At 68.6% G+C, this 19,547-nt stretch carries 15 protein-coding genes; 5 read left to right on the forward strand and 10 right to left on the reverse strand.

The genetic code is table 11. From position 1 onward, the window contains the following. Nucleotides 1–12: 12 nt before the first annotated feature. A complete protein-coding gene (locus AC5Y3Z_RS03135) occupies nucleotides 13–1,356 on the forward strand; it encodes a macrolide-binding ATPase MABP-1 (RefSeq protein WP_463828218.1) in 1,344 nt (447 codons plus the stop codon). Between the two features lie 11 nt (nucleotides 1,357–1,367). Here AC5Y3Z_RS03135 and AC5Y3Z_RS03140 read toward each other — a convergent pair whose 3' ends face one another. Both AC5Y3Z_RS03140 and AC5Y3Z_RS03145 read right to left on the reverse strand, forming a co-directional pair. Continuing rightward, entirely contained in the window at nucleotides 1,368–1,622 is a 255-nt protein-coding gene (locus tag AC5Y3Z_RS03140) for a WhiB family transcriptional regulator (RefSeq protein WP_463828219.1), read from the reverse strand. A 423-nt stretch (nucleotides 1,623–2,045) separates the two neighbouring features. After that, a complete protein-coding gene (locus AC5Y3Z_RS03145) occupies nucleotides 2,046–4,145 on the reverse strand; it encodes an ATP-dependent DNA helicase UvrD2 (RefSeq protein WP_473139217.1) in 2,100 nt (699 codons plus the stop codon). 100 nt (nucleotides 4,146–4,245) lie between these two features. Here AC5Y3Z_RS03145 and mrx1 point away from each other — a divergent pair, with 100 nt between their 5' ends. Together mrx1 and AC5Y3Z_RS03155 are read left to right on the forward strand one after the other, a co-directional pair. Then, nucleotides 4,246–4,494: a mycoredoxin Mrx1 gene (mrx1, locus tag AC5Y3Z_RS03150; protein WP_463828222.1), complete on the forward strand. Its 249-nt coding sequence runs from the start codon at nucleotides 4,246–4,248 to the stop codon at nucleotides 4,492–4,494. 64 nt (nucleotides 4,495–4,558) lie between these two features. Beyond that, nucleotides 4,559–5,197 (forward strand): sensor domain-containing protein, encoded by a 639-nt coding sequence (locus AC5Y3Z_RS03155; RefSeq protein WP_473139218.1) that lies wholly within the window; start codon nucleotides 4,559–4,561, stop codon nucleotides 5,195–5,197. On the opposite strand, the gene nudC is transcribed toward AC5Y3Z_RS03155, so the two are convergent. The 4 genes from nudC to AC5Y3Z_RS03175 are packed head-to-tail and all read right to left on the reverse strand — an operon-like array spanning nucleotide 5,190 to nucleotide 13,616. Next, nucleotides 5,190–6,116: an NAD(+) diphosphatase gene (gene nudC, locus AC5Y3Z_RS03160; protein ID WP_473139219.1), complete on the reverse strand. Its 927-nt coding sequence runs from the start codon at nucleotides 6,114–6,116 to the stop codon at nucleotides 5,190–5,192. The genes AC5Y3Z_RS03155 and nudC overlap by 8 nt on opposite strands. Further along, a complete protein-coding gene (locus tag AC5Y3Z_RS03165; RefSeq protein ID WP_463828225.1) occupies nucleotides 6,116–7,186 on the reverse strand; it encodes a potassium channel family protein in 1,071 nt (356 codons plus the stop codon). Before AC5Y3Z_RS03165 ends, nudC begins: the two co-directional genes overlap by 1 nt. Before the next feature lie 56 nt (nucleotides 7,187–7,242). Then, nucleotides 7,243–10,551, reverse strand: coding sequence for an ATP-dependent helicase (locus AC5Y3Z_RS03170; RefSeq protein WP_473139286.1), 3,309 nt, complete (start codon nucleotides 10,549–10,551; stop codon nucleotides 7,243–7,245). Next, nucleotides 10,518–13,616, reverse strand: coding sequence for an ATP-dependent helicase (locus tag AC5Y3Z_RS03175; RefSeq protein ID WP_473139220.1), 3,099 nt, complete (start codon nucleotides 13,614–13,616; stop codon nucleotides 10,518–10,520). Before AC5Y3Z_RS03175 ends, AC5Y3Z_RS03170 begins: the two co-directional genes overlap by 34 nt. Nucleotides 13,617–13,698: 82 nt before the next feature. Here AC5Y3Z_RS03175 and AC5Y3Z_RS03180 point away from each other — a divergent pair, with 82 nt between their 5' ends. Then, the gene (locus tag AC5Y3Z_RS03180) at nucleotides 13,699–14,484 is read left to right on the forward strand and encodes an alpha/beta fold hydrolase (RefSeq protein ID WP_473139221.1); all 786 of its coding nucleotides are present in this window, start codon (nucleotides 13,699–13,701) and stop codon (nucleotides 14,482–14,484) included. 2 nt (nucleotides 14,485–14,486) lie between these two features. Further along, a complete protein-coding gene (locus AC5Y3Z_RS03185) occupies nucleotides 14,487–14,795 on the forward strand; it encodes an MGMT family protein (protein WP_473139222.1) in 309 nt (102 codons plus the stop codon). Here the strand turns inward: AC5Y3Z_RS03185 and AC5Y3Z_RS03190 are convergent. From AC5Y3Z_RS03190 to AC5Y3Z_RS03205, 4 genes are all read right to left on the reverse strand, one after another. Continuing rightward, complete coding sequence (locus tag AC5Y3Z_RS03190; protein ID WP_463828229.1) at nucleotides 14,792–15,646, reverse strand: TIGR02569 family protein; 855 nt, start codon at nucleotides 15,644–15,646, stop codon at nucleotides 14,792–14,794. The two genes, AC5Y3Z_RS03185 and AC5Y3Z_RS03190, sit on opposite strands and share 4 nt — an antisense overlap. Nucleotides 15,647–15,760: 114 nt before the next feature. Next, nucleotides 15,761–17,233 (reverse strand): APC family permease, encoded by a 1,473-nt coding sequence (locus AC5Y3Z_RS03195; RefSeq protein ID WP_463828230.1) that lies wholly within the window; start codon nucleotides 17,231–17,233, stop codon nucleotides 15,761–15,763. A 36-nt stretch (nucleotides 17,234–17,269) separates the two neighbouring features. Beyond that, nucleotides 17,270–18,448, reverse strand: a complete 1,179-nt coding sequence (gene moeZ, locus AC5Y3Z_RS03200; RefSeq protein WP_473139223.1) for an adenylyltransferase/sulfurtransferase MoeZ — start codon at nucleotides 18,446–18,448, stop codon at nucleotides 17,270–17,272. A 46-nt stretch (nucleotides 18,449–18,494) separates the two neighbouring features. Then, a complete protein-coding gene (locus tag AC5Y3Z_RS03205) occupies nucleotides 18,495–19,520 on the reverse strand; it encodes a DUF3152 domain-containing protein (RefSeq protein WP_463828232.1) in 1,026 nt (341 codons plus the stop codon). Between the last annotated feature and the right edge of the window lie 27 nt (nucleotides 19,521–19,547).

Consider the following 19,547-nt stretch of genomic DNA (forward strand, 5'->3'; position numbering starts at 1 on the left):
GCCCTGGCCGTGATGGATGATGGTGGAGTGTCAGAAATCAAGCGTGGCCGTGCGGCCCGCAATGCAAAACTCGCCAGCCTGCCGGTCGGCATGGCCGGCCGGGCCGCTCTGGGCTTCGGCAAGCGGTTAACCGGCAAGTCGCGGGACGAAGTCAACGCCGAGCTGATGGAAAAGGCGGCGAACCAGCTGTTCACCGTGCTCGGCGAGCTCAAGGGCGGCGCGATGAAAGTCGGCCAGGCGCTGTCGGTGATGGAAGCCGCCATCCCCGAGCAGTTCGGTGAGCCCTACCGCGAAGCGCTGACCAAACTGCAGAAAGACGCCCCCCCGTTGCCGGCCGCCAAGGTGCACCGGGTCCTCGACGCCCAGCTCGGCACCAAGTGGCGCGAACGTTTCCGTGAATTCAACGACACCCCGGTGGCGTCGGCCAGCATCGGCCAGGTGCACAAGGCGATCTGGAACGACGGTCGCGAAGTCGCCGTCAAGATCCAGTACCCGGGTGCCGACGAAGCCCTGCGCGCCGACCTCAAGACCATGCAGCGGCTGGTCGGCGTGTTCAAACAACTCGCCCCCGGCGCCGACGTCCAGGGCGTGGTGGACGAGTTGATCGAACGCACCGAGATGGAACTGGACTACCGCCTGGAAGCCGACAATCAGCGGGCCTTCGCCAAGGCCTACGAGGGTCACCCGCACTTCCTGGTGCCGCATGTGGTGGCCAGCGCGCCGAAGGTGGTGATCCAGGAGTGGATCGACGGCCTGCACATGGCCGAGATCATCCGGCACGGCACCACCGAGCAACGCGACCTGATCGGCGTCCGGCTGCTCGAACTCACCTTCGACGCGCCACGCCGGTTGGAGATGCTGCACGGCGATGCCCACCCCGGCAACTTCATGCTGCTGCCCGACGGGCGTCTGGGCGTCATCGACTTCGGTGCGGTGGCACCGCTGCCGGGCGGCTATCCCATCGAACTCGGGATGACCATCCGGCTGGCCCGCGACAAGAACTACGACCTGCTGCTGCCCACCATGGAGAAGGTCGGGTTCATCCAGCGGGGCCAGGACGTGTCGGTCCGCGAGATCGACGAGATGCTGCGCCAGTACGTCGAACCCATCGAGGTCGAGGTCTTCCACTACACCCGTAAGTGGCTGCAGCGGATGACGGTCAGCCAGTTCGACCGGTCCGTCGCGCAGATCAAGACGGCACGGCAGATGGACCTGCCGCCCAAGCTGGCGATCCCGATGCGGGTGATCGCGTCGGTGGCCGCGATCCTGTGTCAGCTGGACGCCCGGGTGCCGATCAAGGCGCTCTCGGAGGAGCTGATCCCGGGCTTCAGCGAACCGGACGCGGTACCCGTCTGAGTTGACGTTGCCTACGCGGCCTGCTTGCGCGGACGTCCGCGCGGGCGCTTGCGGCTGACGATCGAGCCCCGCTCGAATATCTCGCCGCCCCACACCCCCCACGGTTCGGCCCGGTCGAGTGCGGCGGTCAGGCACTGCCGCCGGACTGGGCAGTCCGTGCACAGCGTCTTGGCGCGCTCGAGGTCCGCCGGTGTCTCGGCGAACCACAGGTCGGGATCGCCGCCGTGACACGGCAGCGTCTGTCTGGGGACTGTCAGAGCCGACATGTCCTGTTCACCTGCTTCCTGGTCGGTTTGGCTGTCTTCTCGGCGATCCGGGCCAGGTCGGGAATCGGGCTTCCCGAAAGCTATGGCCACGGATCCTGGTGACTTCGGGTCCGTGGCCATTTGGCGAAACTGGGCTTGCTACGTCGTTATATGCAGCCCCAATCCATGGACGCTTCAGTCGCGGCGGCGACGCGGTGCTTACCCGCGGCCGCCGCAGCGGCGGCGGCAATGGTGCTCGAGAGCATGCGGGCAGCCACGCCTACGCCGGACGCAGTTACGTCGATCGTGTTGAACATCGCGGGCCACCCTCCTTCCAGGTTGCTCTGCGAACCAGCCTTCGATACCGGCCGGCAGAATGCGTTTCGAGGGTAATGCGTCCCAGCCTGTTGCGACAACCGATTTTCTGACCTGCGGGTTTACCGGTCAGCGCGGGTGCCGGACCATTTCGAGCAGATCCGGCCCGTACTGCGCGAGTTTGGTGGCGCCGATGCCGGGGATGGCGATCAGGCCCTCGTCGTCGGTCGGCAGCATCTCGGCGATCGCGACCAGGGTGTTGTCGCTGAAAACCATGAACGGGGCGATCTTGTGTTCCTTGGCCCGGTCCGAGCGCCACGCCTTGAGTTTGAGCAGCAGGTCTTCGTCCACGTCACCGGCGCAGGTGGTGCAGCGCCGCAGCATGATGGCCGCCGGCGTGGTGAGGTCCTTGTTGCAGATCCGGCAGCGCGACGGGCCGCGGTTGCGCCGCGACCTGGCCGGCGCCGGATCGCCGCGCAGCTCAGGCGCGATGCCGTTGAGGAACCGCGACGGCTTACGCGTCTGACGTCCGCCCTGGGTCCGCGACAGCGCCCAGCTCAACGCCAAATGCACACGTGCCCTTGTGATTCCGACGTAGAACAGACGGCGCTCTTCTTCGACCGGCTCGCTGTCGGGGCCGCGCGCCAGCGCGTGCGAGATGGGCAGCGTGCCGTCGGCCAGCCCGACCAGGAACACCGCATCCCACTCCAGGCCCTTCGCGGCGTGCAGCGACGCCAGCGTGACACCTTGCACCACCGGTGGGTGCCGGGCGTCCGCACGCTTGCGCAGCTCGGCCACCAACTCCGGCAGCTGCAGCTCCGGACGCAGGGCGACTTCGTCGTCGACCAACTCGGCCAGCGCGGTGAGGGCCTCCCAGCGTTCGCGGGCTTTGGTACCGGCGGGCTCGCCGGCCGTCAATCCCAGCGGCTCGAGGACGGCGCGGACCAATTCGGGCAGCGGACCATCGGCACCGCGTTCGGCGCTGCGGTGCAGGGCCAGCAGCGCCTGCTTGATTTCCTGACGGTTGAAGAACCCCTCACCCCCGCGGACCTGATAGGCGATACCGGCTTCGGTCAGCGCTTCCTCATACACCTCAGACTGCGCGTTGACCCGGTACAGAATCGCGATTTCGCTTGGCGCGGTGCCGGATTCGATGAGGCCCGCGATCTTGGCGGCCACCGCGGCAGCCTCGGTGGCCTCGTCGGGGTGTTCCCGGAAGGACGGCGCCGGACCCGGTGGGCGCTGGCCGATCAGCTGCAGTCGGCTGCCCGCGACGCGGCCCCGGGCGGCGGCGATGACCTGGTTGGCCAGCGACACCACCTGCGGGGTGGACCGGTAGTCGCGTTCCAGCCGCACCACGGTGGCACCCGGGAATCGGCGGGAGAAGTCCAGCAGGAAGCGCGGTGAGGCGCCGGTGAACGAGTAGATGGTCTGGTTGGCGTCGCCGACCACGGTCAGATCGTCCCGGTCGCCCAGCCACGCCGAGAGCACCCGTTGCTGCAGCGGCGTGACGTCCTGATATTCGTCGACGACGAAGCAGCGATAACGGTCCCGGAATTCGCCGGCCACCGCGGCGTCGTTTTCGATCGCCGCGGCGGTGTGCAGCAGCAGGTCGTCGAAGTCGAGCAACGTGACGTCCTCGTCGCGAACCTTGAGCGCCTCATAGGCGGTGTAGACGGCCGCGACCTGCTCGGCGTCCAGCGGGGTGTCGCGGCCGGCGGCGGCCACCGCACCCGGGTATTCCTCGGGGCCGATCAATGACGCCTTGGCCCACTCGATCTCGCCGGCCAGGTCGCGCACGTCGTCGGTGCTGACGTTGAGCCGGGACCGGCTGGCCGCACGGGCCACCACGGCGAATTTGGTATCCAGCAACTCCCAGCGGGTGTTGCTGACCACCCGCGGCCAGAAATAGCGCAACTGGCGACGCGCCGCAGCGTGGAAAGTCAGTGCCTGCACCGAGCCGACACCGGCACCCAGCTGGGCGGCGGCATCCAGCGAGCGCAGCCGGGACCGCATCTCACCGGCCGCGCGCTGGGTGAACGTCACCGCCAGCACCTGGCCGGGGGCGACATGCCCGTCGGCGACGAGGTGAGCGATGCGGTGGGTGATCGTGCGCGTCTTGCCGGTTCCGGCACCGGCCAGCACACAGACCGGCCCGCGCGCGGCCAGCACCGCTTCGCGCTGCTCGTCGTCCAGGCCCGCGGTCAACGGGTCGGTCACCACAGACATGGCGTCCATCTTCGCAGCGCGGGCCGACAAACCTGGCGTGTCGCGGTTTTCGGCGGGGCCACGCTCGGAACGGTTCATCGCTTCGTTACGTTAACGAGTCATGACCAACGCTGCGCTCACCGTCTATTCGACCACCTGGTGTGGGTACTGCTTCCGGCTGAAGACCGCGCTCAAGGCCCAGGGCATCCCCTACGACGAGGTGGACATCGAACGCGACGCGGCAGCAGCGGAATTCGTCAGTTCCGTCAACGGCGGCAACCGCACGGTTCCCACGGTGAAGTTCGCCGACGGGTCCACCCTGACCAACCCGAGTGCGGGTGAGGTCAAGGCGAAGCTGGCCGCCGGCTAGACACAGCGGTTTCCGGCGTCGTTGATGCGCAGGCCCGGTAGTACCGGGCTTTACGATGAGGACCATGGCGTCAGCGCTGCTCCAACGAGCGGTTCTGGCCGTGTGTTGCGCGATGACCCTGGTCGCCGGATGCTCCGACAGCAACACCTCGGCCACGCCGACTTCCGCCGCGACCGGAGCCGACGCGTTGATCGTGAGCATCGACGACGTGCGGCGCATCGCCAATTACGAGGAACTGACCGCCCATGCGCACGCCGATCTTCGGCATCCGCCGGTCGGCGACGTCAATGCCCCGGGGCCGTGCCGGGCAGCCGGAACCAGTGACCTGACGTTCGCCGGCGGCTGGACGGAATTCCGTAGTGCCGGCTACAGCGGGGTCACCGATGACATCGACCCGGGCGGGCTGGCCATGGTCGACTCGGTCAATCAGGCCGTCGCGATCTATCCGGACGCGCATGCCGCGCGCAGCGCACTGGACCAGCTGCACGCCTCGCTGAACGCGTGCGTGGCCCTGCACGACCCGAAATACGACTTCAAGCTGGACAAACCGGACACATCGTCACTTTGGATCACCGACAACGGGTGGAGCCATCAGTACCGGGTCAAGAACGCGGTGTTGATGTCGGTCGGCGTGCTGGGCATCGAGCCCGCCGAACGGATCGCGTCCGCCATCCTGGACAACATCACCGATCGCATCACATAGCGGCCCACGATTCGATGATCACCCGGGCAATCGAAATCGACCCGGGCAGCAGCAGTTTGGAGTCCGACGCACTGGTCCAGTCGCCGGCGTCGAGCGCCGCGCGCACCTCGTCGCGGGTGAACCAGGCCGCCTCGGCGATCTCGCCGTCGTTGAAGGAGAACGGCTCGTCGGCGTCGGCCAGCGCGTGGAACCCGACCATCAGGGAGCGGGGAAACGGCCACGGTTGGCTGCCGAGGTAGCGGACGTCGCGGACGGTGAGCCCGATCTCCTCCCGGATCTCCCGCGCTACACACACTTCGAACGACTCGCCGGCCTCGACGAAACCGGCCAGCAGCGAGAACATGCGTGGCGGCCAGTTCGCCTGGCGGGCCAGGACGGCCCGGTCGCCGCCGTCGTGCACCAGACAGATGACCGCGGGGTCGACCCGGGGGAACTCCTCGTGCCCGGTGAGCGGATTGACCCGCGACCACCCGGCCCGGGCCGGCTTGGTGGGCGTGCCGTCCAGCGGGCTGAAGCGGGCGCTGTCATGCCAGTTCAGCAATGCCAGTGCGGCGGAGACCAGTTGACTGCTGGTGTCATCGATGATGCGACCGAGCCTGCGTAGGTCGAGCACTTCGACGTCGTCGGGGGCGTCATCGGGCGGCTCAAGTGCGGCGCGGATGGCCCAGACGTGGCGGCCGCCCTCGACGCGGCCCAGGAAGACCGCCTCAGCGGGTGGTTTCTCGCCGAGTGCGGCGGCAGCGCCCAACACCACTTTGCCGTCGGCGGCCAACACCTGGTTGCGGTTGTCGACCCGAAGCAGGGCGGCCTCGGCCCACCCCGCCGTTGCCGCGTCGATGTCGGTGCGCAGCTGGTCGGCGCGGTCGGCACCGATGCGGGATAACAGCGGGACGTCGCGCAGCTGGAAATCGAGGGGCATCAATGCCCCCCGTGGCGGATGTACAGCAACCGGTCGCTGGCCTCGACCGCGTCGACCTCGGGTGCGTCGATGCGCAGCAACCTTCCGTCCCGGACCACGCCGAGCACGATGTCGCGCAGGTGCCGCGGCGAGCCGCCGACCTCGGCCTGCTCCACCTCGCGTTCGGCGATCGCCAATCCGCCTTCCGGGGTCAGCAGGTCTTCGATCATCTGTACGACGCTGGGGGTGGTGGTAGCCAGGCCGAGCAACCGGCCGGCGGTCTCGGAGGACACCACCACCGAATCCGCTCCGGACTGCTGCAGCAGGTGCTGGTTTTCGGTCTCCCGGATGGACGCCACGATCTTGGCTTTCGGCGAGAGCTCGCGCGCCGTCAACGTCACCAGGACCGCGGTGTCGTCGCGGCTGGTGGCCACCACGATCGAGGCCGCGTGCTGGGTGCCGGCCAGCCGCAGCACGTCGGATTTGGTGGCGTCGCCGTGCACGGTCACCAGGCCGGCGGACGCGGCGCGGTCCAGGGCGGTGCGGTCGGTGTCGACGACGACGATTTCGCCGGGTGCCACGTCGTCGCCGAGCATCGCTGCGATCGCGGTCTTGCCCTTGGTCCCGTATCCGATGACGACGGTGTGGTTGCGCACTCTGCTCCTCCAACGCTGGATTTTGAATGCCTGCCGCGACGTTTCGGTGACGACCTCGAGCGTGGTGCCGACCAACAGGATCAGGAACGCGATGCGAAGCGGCGTGATGATCAGCACGTTCGCCGCGCGCGCGAACTCCGAGATCGGCGTGATGTCGCCGTATCCGGTCGTCGACAGTGTCACCGCCGAGTAGTAGAGGCAGTCCAGGAAGGTCAGGCGATCGCCCTGCACGTCGTGGTAGCCGTCGCGGTCGAGGTAGACAGTCGTTGCGCCGACGAACAATGCCGCCAGGGCGATGGCGATGCGGCGGGAGATGATGCGGGCAGGGCTGGATCGACCCTGCGGAATACGCAGTACACCGACCAGGGCGTAACTGGGCTGGGCGGTCAACCTTTCGTCGAGACGCCTCAGCCGCCGCCAGCTACCTTTCGCCACGGAAACCCGTACTGGTCCCAGCGCACGTCACCCGCACGTCCATCATGAAACCACGATCAGGGGCTGCGGGGGCGACTGGAGTCGGTCAGCAGAACCGCCAGTTCGTCGGCGCCGGGTTGCTCGTCCGGGACGACGGTGGTTCCGCTGCGCACGTAGTGGAATGCGGTACGTACCGACTCTTGCGGACAACCGTGCAGGGCCGCCCACGCCATCCGGTAGACGGCGAGCTGGACGGCGGCCTGGCGTTTGGCTTCCGGGCCGCGCGGTGGTTCCCCGGTCTTCCAGTCCACCACGGTGGTGCCGCCGTCGTCGTCGGCGAACACCGCGTCGATGCGGCCGCGGACCACGGTGTCGGCGATCGGCATCTCGAAGGGCACCTCGATCGCGATCGGGGTGCGGGCCGCCCATGGTGACGCGGCGAACGCGGTCTGCAGGGCGGCCAGCTCGGCGGGTTCGCCGACGTCGGAATCAGCAGCCCCCGGCAGATCTCCGAGGTCGAACAGCAGCTCGGTACCGTAGAAACGCTGCACCCAGGCGTGAAATGCGTTGCCCAACAATGCATGCCGGTCAGGGCGGGTGGGCAGCCGGTGAATCAGCCGCAGCACGGCGCCATCGGGGTCGCGCGCGAGTTCCACCAGTCCGCTGACCGAGACCTGGTTCGGCAGCCGATGGCTGGGGGGTTGTGCGGCGCGGGCCCGCTCGGCCAGCAGTGCATCGACGTCGGCGGCCCAGCCCTCAGCATCGGCCGGTCCGGTCTCGAGGTTCCCGGCGGAGATGGCGGCGGACACCAGTGCCGCGCCGCGTTCGACGTCACTGCGGCGCGAAGCCAGCGGGTCGACCGGCCATACTGCCTCGATAACGTTGTCCCGCAACGGGTTTCGCTCCCCGTCCGCGGGCGCGGGCGACCACTGTTCGACCGTGCCGCAGGGTTGGCCGTGCTGGGCGGAACGATCGATGATCTCCCTGACCTCGCAGAGGAATTCCGAAGGCCCCCGAGGCTTGATTCCCGTGGCACCCCACTGGTGACCGGACACCAACAGAGTGTCTTCGGCCCGGGTGACAGCGACATACAGCAGGCGGCGCTCCTCGTCGATGCGTCGCTGGTCGAGTGCGGCGCGATGCTCGGCGATCTTGTCCGACAACTGCTTTCGATTGGTCACCGCCGATGTGTCCAGTACCGGGATGCCGAGTGCGCCGGCTCGGGAGCGGTCACCGCGCAACAGCGGCGGCAGCTCACCGGGGTCGGTGAGCCAGCTGCTGCGCGACGCGGTCGACGGGAAGGTGCCGCCCGACAGGTGTGCCACCGCCACCAGCTGCCATTCCAGGCCCTTCGCGGCGTGCACGGTGAGCACTTGGACCCGGTCGCGGGTGACGGCGGGTTGAGCCGGCGCCAAACCGTTCTCTACCTCGCCGGCCACGTCGAGGTAGGCCAGCAGGCCGGCGACCGACGCGGTGTTCGAGTTGCCGGTGCGCTCGGCGTAGCCGGCGACCTCGTCGGCGAAGGCGTCCAGGTGCTCGGTGCCCGACCACGGCAGAGCGGCCCGGGCACGAACCTCACAGTCGAGCCCCAATACCCGGCGCACCTCGGCGACCAGATCGGGCAGGGAGTATCCGAGGTGGCCGCGTAGCCCGGTCAGCTCGCCGGCGAGGGCGTTGATGCGCTCGTAGCCGGCCGGGGAGTAACCGGTGGCCGGACCCGGATCGCAGATGGCGTCGGCCAGGCAGGGCGAGTCGGCAGCTGAGCCGGCCGTCATCGCGATGGCTTCGGCGCAGGCAGGTTCGGTCGCATTCACCGGTGCGGTGGGCGCGTCGCCCAACTCCTGCGCCCTGCGCCACAGCGCGGCGATATCCCGTCCGCCCAGACGCCAGCGCGGACCGGACAGCACCCGCATGGCGGCCGCGCCGGCGGTCGGGTCGGCGACCAGGCGCAGCATGGCCACCAGGTCGGCGACCTCAGGGACCGACAGCAGACCGGCCAGGCCGACGACCTCGGTCGGGATTCCGCGAACGCGCAGCGCGTCGGCGATCGGGGCGGCGTCGGCGTTGCGGCGGACCAGCACCGCCGCGGTGGGTGGTGCGCTGCCGTCGTCGCGGGCCTGCCGGTACCGCTGCGCTATGTGGTCGGCGATCCAGTCGCGCTCGGTTTGCAGGTCGGCAAGCAGGGCACAGCGGACAGTTCCGGGCGGGGCATCCGGGCGCGGGCGCAGTGGCCGTACCGCGACCGACCGGCGTCTGGCCTCGGCCGATATGGCGTTGGCCAGATGCAGCGTGCTGGGCGGGTTGCGCCAGCTGGTGCGCAGTTCCAGGGTCGGCGCCGGCGACCCGTCGGCGAGCGGGAAGTCGGTGGTGAACCGCGGCAGGTTGGTCGCCGAGGCGCCGCGCCACCCGTAGATCGACTGGATCGGGTCGCCGACCGCCGTGAGCGCCAGTCCGTCATCACAGCCGCCACCGAACAGTGACGACAGCGCGATGCGTTGGGAATGGCCGGTGTCCTGGTACTCGTCCAGCAACACCACCCGGTAGCGGCTGCGCAACTCCTGACCCACCTGCGGGAACTCGGCCGCCAGCTGCGCAGCGGAGGCCATCTGCATGCCGAAGTCCATGACCTTGTCGGCCCGCAGGCGGTCCTGGAGCGCGTCCAGCAGCGGTACCAGCTCGGCGCGGTCGGTCTGCGTGGCCAGCATCCGCAGCAACGACTGGTTGGGGCCGCTGTCCCGCTGGCGCGGACCGGGCGGCAGCGTGTGCACCAGCCGCTCCAGCTCCATGTGGGTATCACGGAGCTGACCGGTGTCGACGAGGTGTTCGGCGAGCTGACCCCACAGCCGCAAGACCAGGGAGGTGACCGCGGCCGGCGTCTTCTCCGTGTGCAGTTCGCCGCGGTATCGGTTGACCACGTCGAACGCCAGCTGCCACATCTCGGTTTCGGTGAGCAACCGGGTGTCGGGTTCGATCGGCAGCAACAGCCCGTATTCGCGCAACAGCGAACCGGCGAACGCGTGGTACGTGCTGACCGTCGGGGTGGCTGCGGGTTGGGGCGTTTGCCCCGAGTCGGCGTTGAGGCTCGACAGGCGGGCCAGCCGGGTCCGGACGCGGCGCAGCAGCTGACCGGCAGCCTTGCGGGTGAACGTCAGGCCGAGCACCTGGCCGGGTTCGGCATACCCGTTGGCGACCAGCCACACCACGCGGGCAGCCATGGTCTCGGTCTTGCCGGCGCCGGCGCCGGCGATCACCACCAGCGGCCCCGGCGGTGCCGCGATCACTGCGGCCTGCTCGTCGGTGGGTGGTAAAACGCCCAGCGCACCAGCTAATTCGGCGGGGCTGTAGCGCGGAGTCACTGCGCCGGCCCGTCGGCGTGTGCGGGGCAGGAGGGTCGGACCGGGCAATGCGAACAGCCGTCGTTGCGCCGGGCGACGAAATGCGGCCCGACCGTCGCTTCGGCGGCGCGGCCGATCAGGTCGCGCCAGTTCTCCCGAGCCTGCGGCGTCAGCGGATCCTGCTCGCGTTGAGTGGCGCCCGAGGCCCCGGTCTTGCCGGGATAGACCAACCGGGCGCCGCCGGGCTCGTCGCCGTCGGACATCATGCCTTCGGCCACGGCCAGCTGATACATCGCCAACTGCGCGTGCTGCTGCGCATCGTCTTTGCTGACCGGCGACTTGCCGGTCTTGACGTCGACGATCACCAGCCGACCGGCGGCGTCACGCTCGAGCCGGTCGATGCGGCCGCGCAGTCGGATCTCGCGGCCCCCACCGTGCTCCTTGTCGAGCATCCCGTCGACACCGACCTCGACACCGACCTCGGTCAGCTCGCCGCGTGTTTGCGCACGCCACTGCACGAACGCCTGGATCATGGCGCGGTGGCGGGCCAGCTCGTTGGCCGAATGCCAGGGCGCCTCGAACGGAAGGTGTTGCCAGACGCGGTCCAGCTCCGCCAGCAGCTGCGACTCGGTGCGGCCGGACTCGGCGACCAGCGCATGCATCACCGAGCCGACAGTGGAGCGCAGCTCCCGCGGGTTGGTCCCGCCGTGCCGCTCAACCAGCCAGCGCAGCGGACAGTCGTTGAGCGTCTGCAGGGTCGACGGCGTCAACGTCACGGTGTCGTCGGGTTTGGACAGCGGCGCGTCGGTGCTGACCGTGGTTAGACCGTGCCAGTCCGCCGGATTCGCGCCCGGCACGCCAGCTTTGGCCAGGCGCGCCAATTGGGTTGCCGCGCAGGCCCGTGCGGTCTCGTCGACCGTGCCGTCGGGTGCACACACCACTGCCCGCAACCGGCCCACCACCGCGGGCGTCGACAGCACGCGCGGCGCCGAAACAGGTTGCGGCTCCTCGACTTCACCGTGCGCCCACTGAGCGGCCTCGAAAAAGAACGGTGACGGCAATGCGGCTTCGTGTCCACCGCCGTCGGCGCTGTCCACGGCGGTCAGCACCAGGCGACGCCGCGCCCGGCCCATCGCGGCCACCAGCAGCCGGCGCTCCTCGGCCAGCAGCGGCGCCCGTACCGACGCATGGTCACCCACCCCGTCGAGTTCATCGAGCAGTCGCTGGGTGGCCAACACGCCACCCCGCGGAATCATGTTGGGCCACAATCCGTCCTGCAGTCCGGCTATCACCACCAGGTCCCATTCGTGACCCAGGGCGGCGTGCGCGCTGAGCACCTTGACCTGTTCGGACGGCGACGTGAGGTCGGCGGTGGATTGCGGCAGCTGCAACGCCGCGACATGCTCGACGAGTCCGCGCAGCGACGCCCCCGACGTGCGGGACACGAAGTCGTCGGTGATGTCGAATAGCGCCGTCACCGCTGCGAGGTCCCGCGCGGCCTGCTCCCCCGCCGGCCCACCGCGCTCGATTGCCGTCAGCCAGCGCCGCTGCAGACCCGACCGGTGCCAGGCCGCCCACAGCGTGTAGCGCGGATCCTGGCCGTTGCGGTGGCAATCGACTGCCGCGTCCAGCACGGCGCGCACTCGCCGCAGCGCAGCGGCTTGCGCTCCGGGAGCGGGTGGTTTGTCCCCGGTGAGCGTCTGCACCAACAGATCGGCGAACGTGCCGTCCTGCCTGCGCTGCAACGTCCTGCGCAACTGGCGAAGCGAGACGGGGTCGACCCGGCCGATCGGTCCGGTGAGCAGTGCCAGCGCGTCGTCGCCGTCGAGTCCGTCGGCGGCGGCGAGAAGGACGGTGAGCAGCGCGCGCACCGCGGGTTTCTCAGCCAGCGGCCCGCCTGTCGCGGGGATCGCGACCGGAACACCGGCGGCGGCCAGCGCTCGAGGCAACCGCCCGCCGGCGCGTGGCACCGACCGGACGATCACCGCCATCTGCGACCACGGCACACCGTCGACGAGGTGCGCACGTCGCAGGGTATCGGCGATCAGCGCGCCTTCGGCGTGCGCCGAAGCGGCCAAGCGGACGCTCACTCCACCGAAGCGCCCATCGTCCCCGGTGCCGTCGATGCGCCGGCCGGGGCAAGCACCGGGCAACCGACTCGCGATGCCGCTCACCGCGCGGGCGACGCCCGGCGCGCACCGATGTGAGGCGCTCAGCGTCACCGCTGGGTGGTCACCGCCCAGCAGCAGCCCCGGATCACCGCCCCGGAACCCGAACACCGCCTGGTTCGGGTCACCCGCGATCAGCGCGACATCGGCACCGACAGCCAACGCGCGCACCAGCTGCGCGGCCTGCGGATCGAGTTGCTGGGCATCGTCGACCAGAAGCACTCGGAGCCGGGCACGTTCAGCGGCCAGCAGCTCAGGATCGACCGCAAACGCCTCCAGTGCCGCCCCGACCAGTTCGGCGGCGGCCAGTGCAGGTGCGGTGGCCTGCGGGGCGGCCGTCCCGACCGCCGCGCGCAACAACATCACCTGCTCGTACTGCCGGGCGAATCGACCGGCCGCGACCCACTCCGGCCGGCCGCAGGAGCGACCCAACCGTTCGAGCTCGAGTGGCTCGACCCCGCGTTCAGCGCAGCGCGCCAGCAGGTTTCGCAGTTCGTTGGCGAATCCCGCGGTGGGCAGCGCGGGCAGCAGATGAGCGGGCCAGGACGCGCCGTCCTGGAGGTCACCGGCCAGCAGTTCGCGGACGATAGCGTCCTGCTCGGCGCCGGTCAGCAACCGCGGCGGTGGCCCGCCGCTACGTTCGGCCGCCCGCCGCAGCACGGAGTAGGCGTAGCTGTGCACGGTGCGTACCAACGGCTCGCCCACGACGGGCCGACCGTGGCTCGAGCGCAGCAAGGCGGTGGTCACCGCGCTGCGTTCCCGCGTGCCGAGCCGGCCCGAACCGGTAAGCAGCAGAACAGCTTCCGGATCTACGCCTGCGGAGATCCGGGTGACGGCCGCCTCAACCAGCAGGCAGCTCTTGCCGGTTCCGGGGCCACCCAGCACGCGCACCAGGCCGCGCCAATCCGGGTGCACCAGTTGCTGCGCCCCGCCCCAGCTGTATGACATACCGGCATGCAACCACGCAGGTCCGACAAGTAGCGCTGACCAGCCCGGATGCCGGGATGAGACCGCCTGGCATCATCGACGCGTGACCACCGTCCTTCATGCGCACCGGTTCGGACCGCCCGGCCCGGTCCGGCTGCTGGCGCTGCACGGGCTGACCGGTCACGGCGAACGCTGGCGACACTTTGCCAACTACGTGCCCGAGATCGCCGTGGCCGCACCCGATCTGATCGGGCACGGCAGGTCGTCGTGGGCCGCGCCGTGGACGATCGAGGCCAACGTCGCGGCGGTGGCCGCATTGCTGGACGCCGAAGCCGACGCGCCGGTGCTGGTGGTGGGCCACTCTTTCGGCGGCGCGGTGGCGATGCATCTGGCTGCGGCGCGACCGGATCTGGTGGGCGCCCTGTTGTTGCTCGACCCGGCGATCGGGTTGGACGGCCAGTGGATGTCGCAGATCGCCGAGGCGATGCTGGCCGCCCCCGATTACCCGGACCGCGATGAGGCCCGCCAGGAGAAGGCCGGCGGTTCCTGGGCCGACGTGGACCCGGCCGTACTCGAAGCCGACCTGGCCGAGCACTTGATCCGACTACCCAACGGACGATACGGCTGGCGGATCAGCCTGCCGGCAATGATGTCCTACTGGAGCGAGTTGGCTCGCGACGTCGTGTTGCCACCCGCCGGGATTCCCACGACTGTGGTGCGGGCCACGTGGACCGCACCGCCCTACGTCAGCGACGGGTTGATCGCCGCATTGCGTGACCGGCTGGGCGGCGAGTTCGAATTGGTGGACTACGAATGCGATCACATGGTGCCGCACGCCAAGCCCGATGCGGTCGCCGTGCTGGTGCGCAGGCTGTTGACAACGCGGTAGCGATGACGCAGATCACCGACGAGCAGATCGAGCGGGTGCGCTCGCTGGTCGCTGCCATCCCCCCGGGCCGGGTCGCCACCTATGGTGATATTGCCGCTGCCGCAAGGCTTTCCAGTCCACGCATTGTCGGTTGGATCATGCGCACCGATTCCGCGGACTTACCCTGGCACCGGGTGATCACCGCGTCCGGGCGACCGGCCCGGCATCTGACGTCTCGGCAGCTGGAACTGCTGCGTGCCGAAGGGGTGTTGTCGGTCGAGGGACGGATCGCGCTGAGCGAGGTCCGCTACGAGTTCGATTCCAGGACTTAGAGATTCATCCGGACCAGTGCCGCAGTGCGGGCCAGCCCGGGAAACGCCTCGGCGGTGGAACGCGGGTGCAGCGCATGAACGGCCAAACGGAATATCAACGCGCGCAACAACATCTGCGACCACTCGGGCAGTGCGTTCCACCGTTCGATGAGACCGTCGTCGGCCTCCCCCCACGACAATGCATCGACGACGACGACCCCGGCCGCCCAGGAGGCGGGACGCCAGTACGGGGTGATGTCGGTGACGCCGGGCGGGGCGGTGCCGGCGAACAGCACTGTGCCGTACAGGTCGCCGTGTACCAGCTGGTTGGGGCTGCGGGTCGGCTTGCGCAACGTCGCGAGTTGGTTGATCAGCTCGACCGATCGTTCGGCGTCCGCCGACGGCGGGGCGGTCCGCGCACCCGGCGGCACCGACTGCAGCGGACGTTCCTCCCAGGCGGCGCGATCGGCGGCGATGAAGACGTCGACGTCAGCCCAGGGGGCGGTGGGACCCTGGGTCAGAAAGCGGGGCCGCTCCAGTTTGCCGGTGGCCTCGTGCAGCCGGACCGCCGCAGAGACGACCTCGTCATGGCGGGCTTCGGGGGTGCCGGCGACGAAGGTGTCCGCCCGCCAGCCAGACACCACGTAGCGCCCGTCGGTGGACCGGACCGGGCGGGCCAGGCGCACCCCGTCGACGAACAAGGTCTCGCGCACCCGGGCCGACCACGCCGCACGGGCGTTGTCGGCAACCATGGATAACACCACCTCGCCGCACCGCCAGCCGCCCTCCCAGGCGGCACCCAGCGCCGCGGGCTCCGTACCGGTCAAGCCGAACGCCGCGAGCACGTGCTCCGGCGGCGGCTCGACACTCACGCCGGTCAGCCTAGTAGAGCCTGGCACAGCTACCACAGCTAACACCCGAATGCACCCGAGCTGATTCTGGCCGCCGGCAAGAAGGACGGATCTTCCGGCGGGTCCGCCGGCAGATCAGTGTGAGAAAACGGTGGCTTCACCGGGTTCGTGGTCGAGAACCCGGCGGTTGAAGATCATCAGGTAACCGAAGTACAACCCGCCCACCCCGAGCAGGCTCGTCACGATAATCAGCGGCACCACCGCGTCGGCGGGCGAGAGCAGTATGACCAGCGCGCATATCGACCAGATCAGCGCGAAGATCGCCACCGGCAGCTCGAACCGGCCGATGTCGAATGCCCCTTCCTGCCGGCCCAATTTGTTGCGCACCACGAGGTAGAGAACAACGATCATGCCGTACGTCAGCGCCGGGAAAACCGTCCCGGAGGTGATCAACTCCAGCAGAGCGTTGCCCGGCAGGACGGCGAGTACCGCAATCCCGATGACGACGGGCACGATGGTGGCTGGTATCGGCGTCTGCGTGCGGGGATTCACCCGTCGCATCAGTCGGTGTGCGGGAAACCGGTCATCGCGCGCCATCGCGAAGATCATGCGCGAGCAACTGGTCAGCGTGACCATCCCCCCGCCGAAGAAGGCAATCGCTATGGCGGACAGAAATATTCGCTCGGTCGCCGCTCCCAGTTGGTCGTGCATGATCATCGCGACGGGCGAGTCTGCGGCCGAGACCCTGGGAATGTTGTCGATGGCAATGGTCAGTGCGATCAGAAACAGCATGCCCAGCACACTGGCCGCCAACACCGATCCCACGATCGCGCGCGGCACGCTTCGGAAGGGGTCCTTGGCCTCCTCGGCCATGTTCGCTGCCGAGTCGAAGCCCACCAACGTTCCCAGTCCCACGATCATGACCGCCATCAACCCTCCTCCGAAGGCGAAGTAGTCCGTCGTGTTCGCGGTGATGCCTCGTGAAGTGAGATTGCCGACCGAGCCGTCTCCGGTTACGGCCACCGCCACCAGGAGCGCGACCACGAGGACCACAACGATCGTCAGCTCGACGGCAACCGCCGCCGAATTGATCAGCGCGACAATCTTTGTCGAGACAATCGCAAGCACGGCCTGGATCACCATCACCACTGCGGCGATCAATCGCGCCGTGTGCTCGTCGGGCGCCATGTTGAACAACGGCATCAGGCAGGTGCTGGACATCGCACTGTCGATCGCCATCAGCCCGGTGATCAGGTAGCAAAAGGTGAGCCAGCCGAAGAACCAGCCGATCTTGGGGTTGGCCAGCCGCGAACCCCATTGGTAGGACGAGCCGCTGAGTGGGATGCGGGCAGCGAACTGCGCGACCACCAGCGCAATGAGCAACTGGCCGACCGCAGCGACGATCCATGTCCAGATTCCCACCGGCCCGGCATTACGCAGCAGGTCGTCGTAGGTACCGAAGATGCCCACCGCCACCGAGATGAACGCGAAAGACACCGCGAACACCTGGAAAGAGCCCAGCGTTCGTTTGAGTTCTGGCTCGTACCCGAATTCTTCGCAGAACTCGTCAGAGGAGCCCGCGTCCGGCGCTGGCGATGTGTCTGTCATTCCTGGCCTCCGTCTCAGTGAGCACGAACTCTGGCCCTAGTACATGACCATGTCCGGCTGCATCTGCTTCGCCCAGGCCATGATTCCGCCCTGCAGATGCACCGCGTCGGAGAAACCGGCCCGCTTCACCGCGGCCAGCGCTTCGGCCGACCGCACGCCGCTCTTGCAGTACAGCACCGCCTTGCGATCCTGCGGCAGCTGCGACAGGCCCTCCCCGGACATGATCAGCGACTTCGGGATCAGCGTGGCGCCGTCGATGTGGTTGATGTCCCACTCGACCTGTTCGCGCACATCGATCAGGGCCAGCGAGGTGCCGGAGTCCAGCATCGTGCGCAGCTCGGCCGGGGTGATGGTCGAGCCCGCGACGGCGGCAGCGCCGTCGTCGGACACCGCGCCGCAGAAGTACTCGTAGTCGATCAGCTCGGTGATCTTCGGCGTCGACGGGTCCTTGCGGATCCTGATCGTGCGATAGCTCATCTCCAGCGCGTCGTAGATCATCAACCGGCCCAGTAGCGTCTCACCGATCCCGGTGATCAGCTTGACCGCTTCGGTCCCCATCACCGATGCGATCGATGCGCAGATGATGCCCAGCACACCGCCTTCGGCGCAGGACGGCACCATCCCCGGTGGTGGCGGCTCCGGATACAGGTCGCGGTAGTTCAGGCCCAGTCCGTTCGGCGCGTCCTCCCAGAACACCGACGCCTGGCCTTCGAACCTGTAGATCGACCCCCAGACGTAGGGTTTGCCCGCCAGCACGGCGGCGTCGTTCACCAGATACCGGGTGGCGAAGTTGTCCGAACCGTCCAGGATGAGGTCGTACTGGGCGAAGAGCTCGAGCGCGTTGTCGGCCTCCAGCCGGAATTCGTGCAGCCGCACGTCGATCAGTGGGTTGATGGTGGCGATCGATTCGCGGGCCGACTGCGCCTTGGGGCGCCCGACATCGGCGGTGCCGTGAATGACCTGGCGTTGCAGATTGGATTCGTCGACCACGTCGAAGTCGACGATGCCGATGGTGCCGACGCCGGCCGCGGCCAGGTAGAGCAGCGTGGGCGACCCGAGCCCGCCGGCGCCGATCACCAGCACCCGGGCGTTCTTGAGCCGCTTCTGTCCGTCCACCCCTAGCTCGGGAATGATGAGGTGGCGGCTGTAGCGGGCCACCTCCTCGCGGGTCAGCTCAGCGGCGGGTTCGACCAATGGCGGCAGCGATGACGACACATGACTCAGATTAGGCGCGTCCCCATGGCCGACGATGGAAAACGACTCAAGCGATGGGGAACGGCCAGGGGTTGAACCGGCAGGTTTTGCCGTCGGCCTTGACCTGATCGGGATCGAACTTGGCCCCGTCGTTATTGGCGGTGGAGAACGTCTGCTGCATCATCACTGGCGCCAGACCGCCCTGTTGGTCGCACGGCTCGTGCCGCACGTATCCGATGGCGTGACCGACTTCGTGGTTGACCACGTACTGCCGGTAGGAACCCACATCACCCTCGAACGGCAGCGCCCCGCGCACCCAGCGGGCTTCGTTGATGAAGACGCGCGATTCGCGGTCTGAACCGAATGACGGGTTGTAACACGACGTTTCCAGCGGAAATTCGTATCCGCAGCCCACCCGCACCGTCATCGGCGAGACCAACGAGATCCGGAAGTCCGGCTTGCCGCTGTCGATTCGGATGAACGCGAACTGCGGGTTGTGTGTCCAGCCTTTGGGGTTGTCCAGCGTCCGGTCGACCATCTGGGCGAACGCGTCGTCCCCGCCGTACATGGTGGGGTCCAGACCGTTCTCCACCTCGACGGTGTAGCGGAAGACTTTGGCGGTGCCTTGCCCGATCTGCGGCGTGGCGCCGGGAATCACCCGCCAGGTCTTGTCGCCGGCCTGGGTGAACGCACCACCCTCGGGCAGCGTGCCGGTCGGCAGGTTCGCGTCGAAAGCGGCCAGGCCCCGCGGCGGCATGTCCAGAATCGAGGTGCCGACCGCGCCGATGGTCGGCGGGTCTTTGTGGATCGAACTGGCCGACGGCCTCGGCGTATTGGTACCCGTCACCGTCTGGTAGGCCACCACCAGGGTGAGCACCGTGAGAAACGGCAGCGCGTAGGCGCGCCAACCGTAGGTCGATACGAACCGCCCCAGCCAGGATTGCTTGCGCCATTGGCGCGGACGGTCGCGGTCGGCGCGGACCCGTCCGGCGCTCTGACCCAGCGGGTCGCGCTGAGCCCGCAGCGGCTCGCGCCAGTCGTCACGCAGCACCGGCACCCGACCGGTATTGCGATCTGGCCGCGGCGACGTCATTTCCCCAGAATGGCACAGCTGCCGGTG

The organism is Mycobacterium sp. NGS61, from assembly GCF_059812325.1.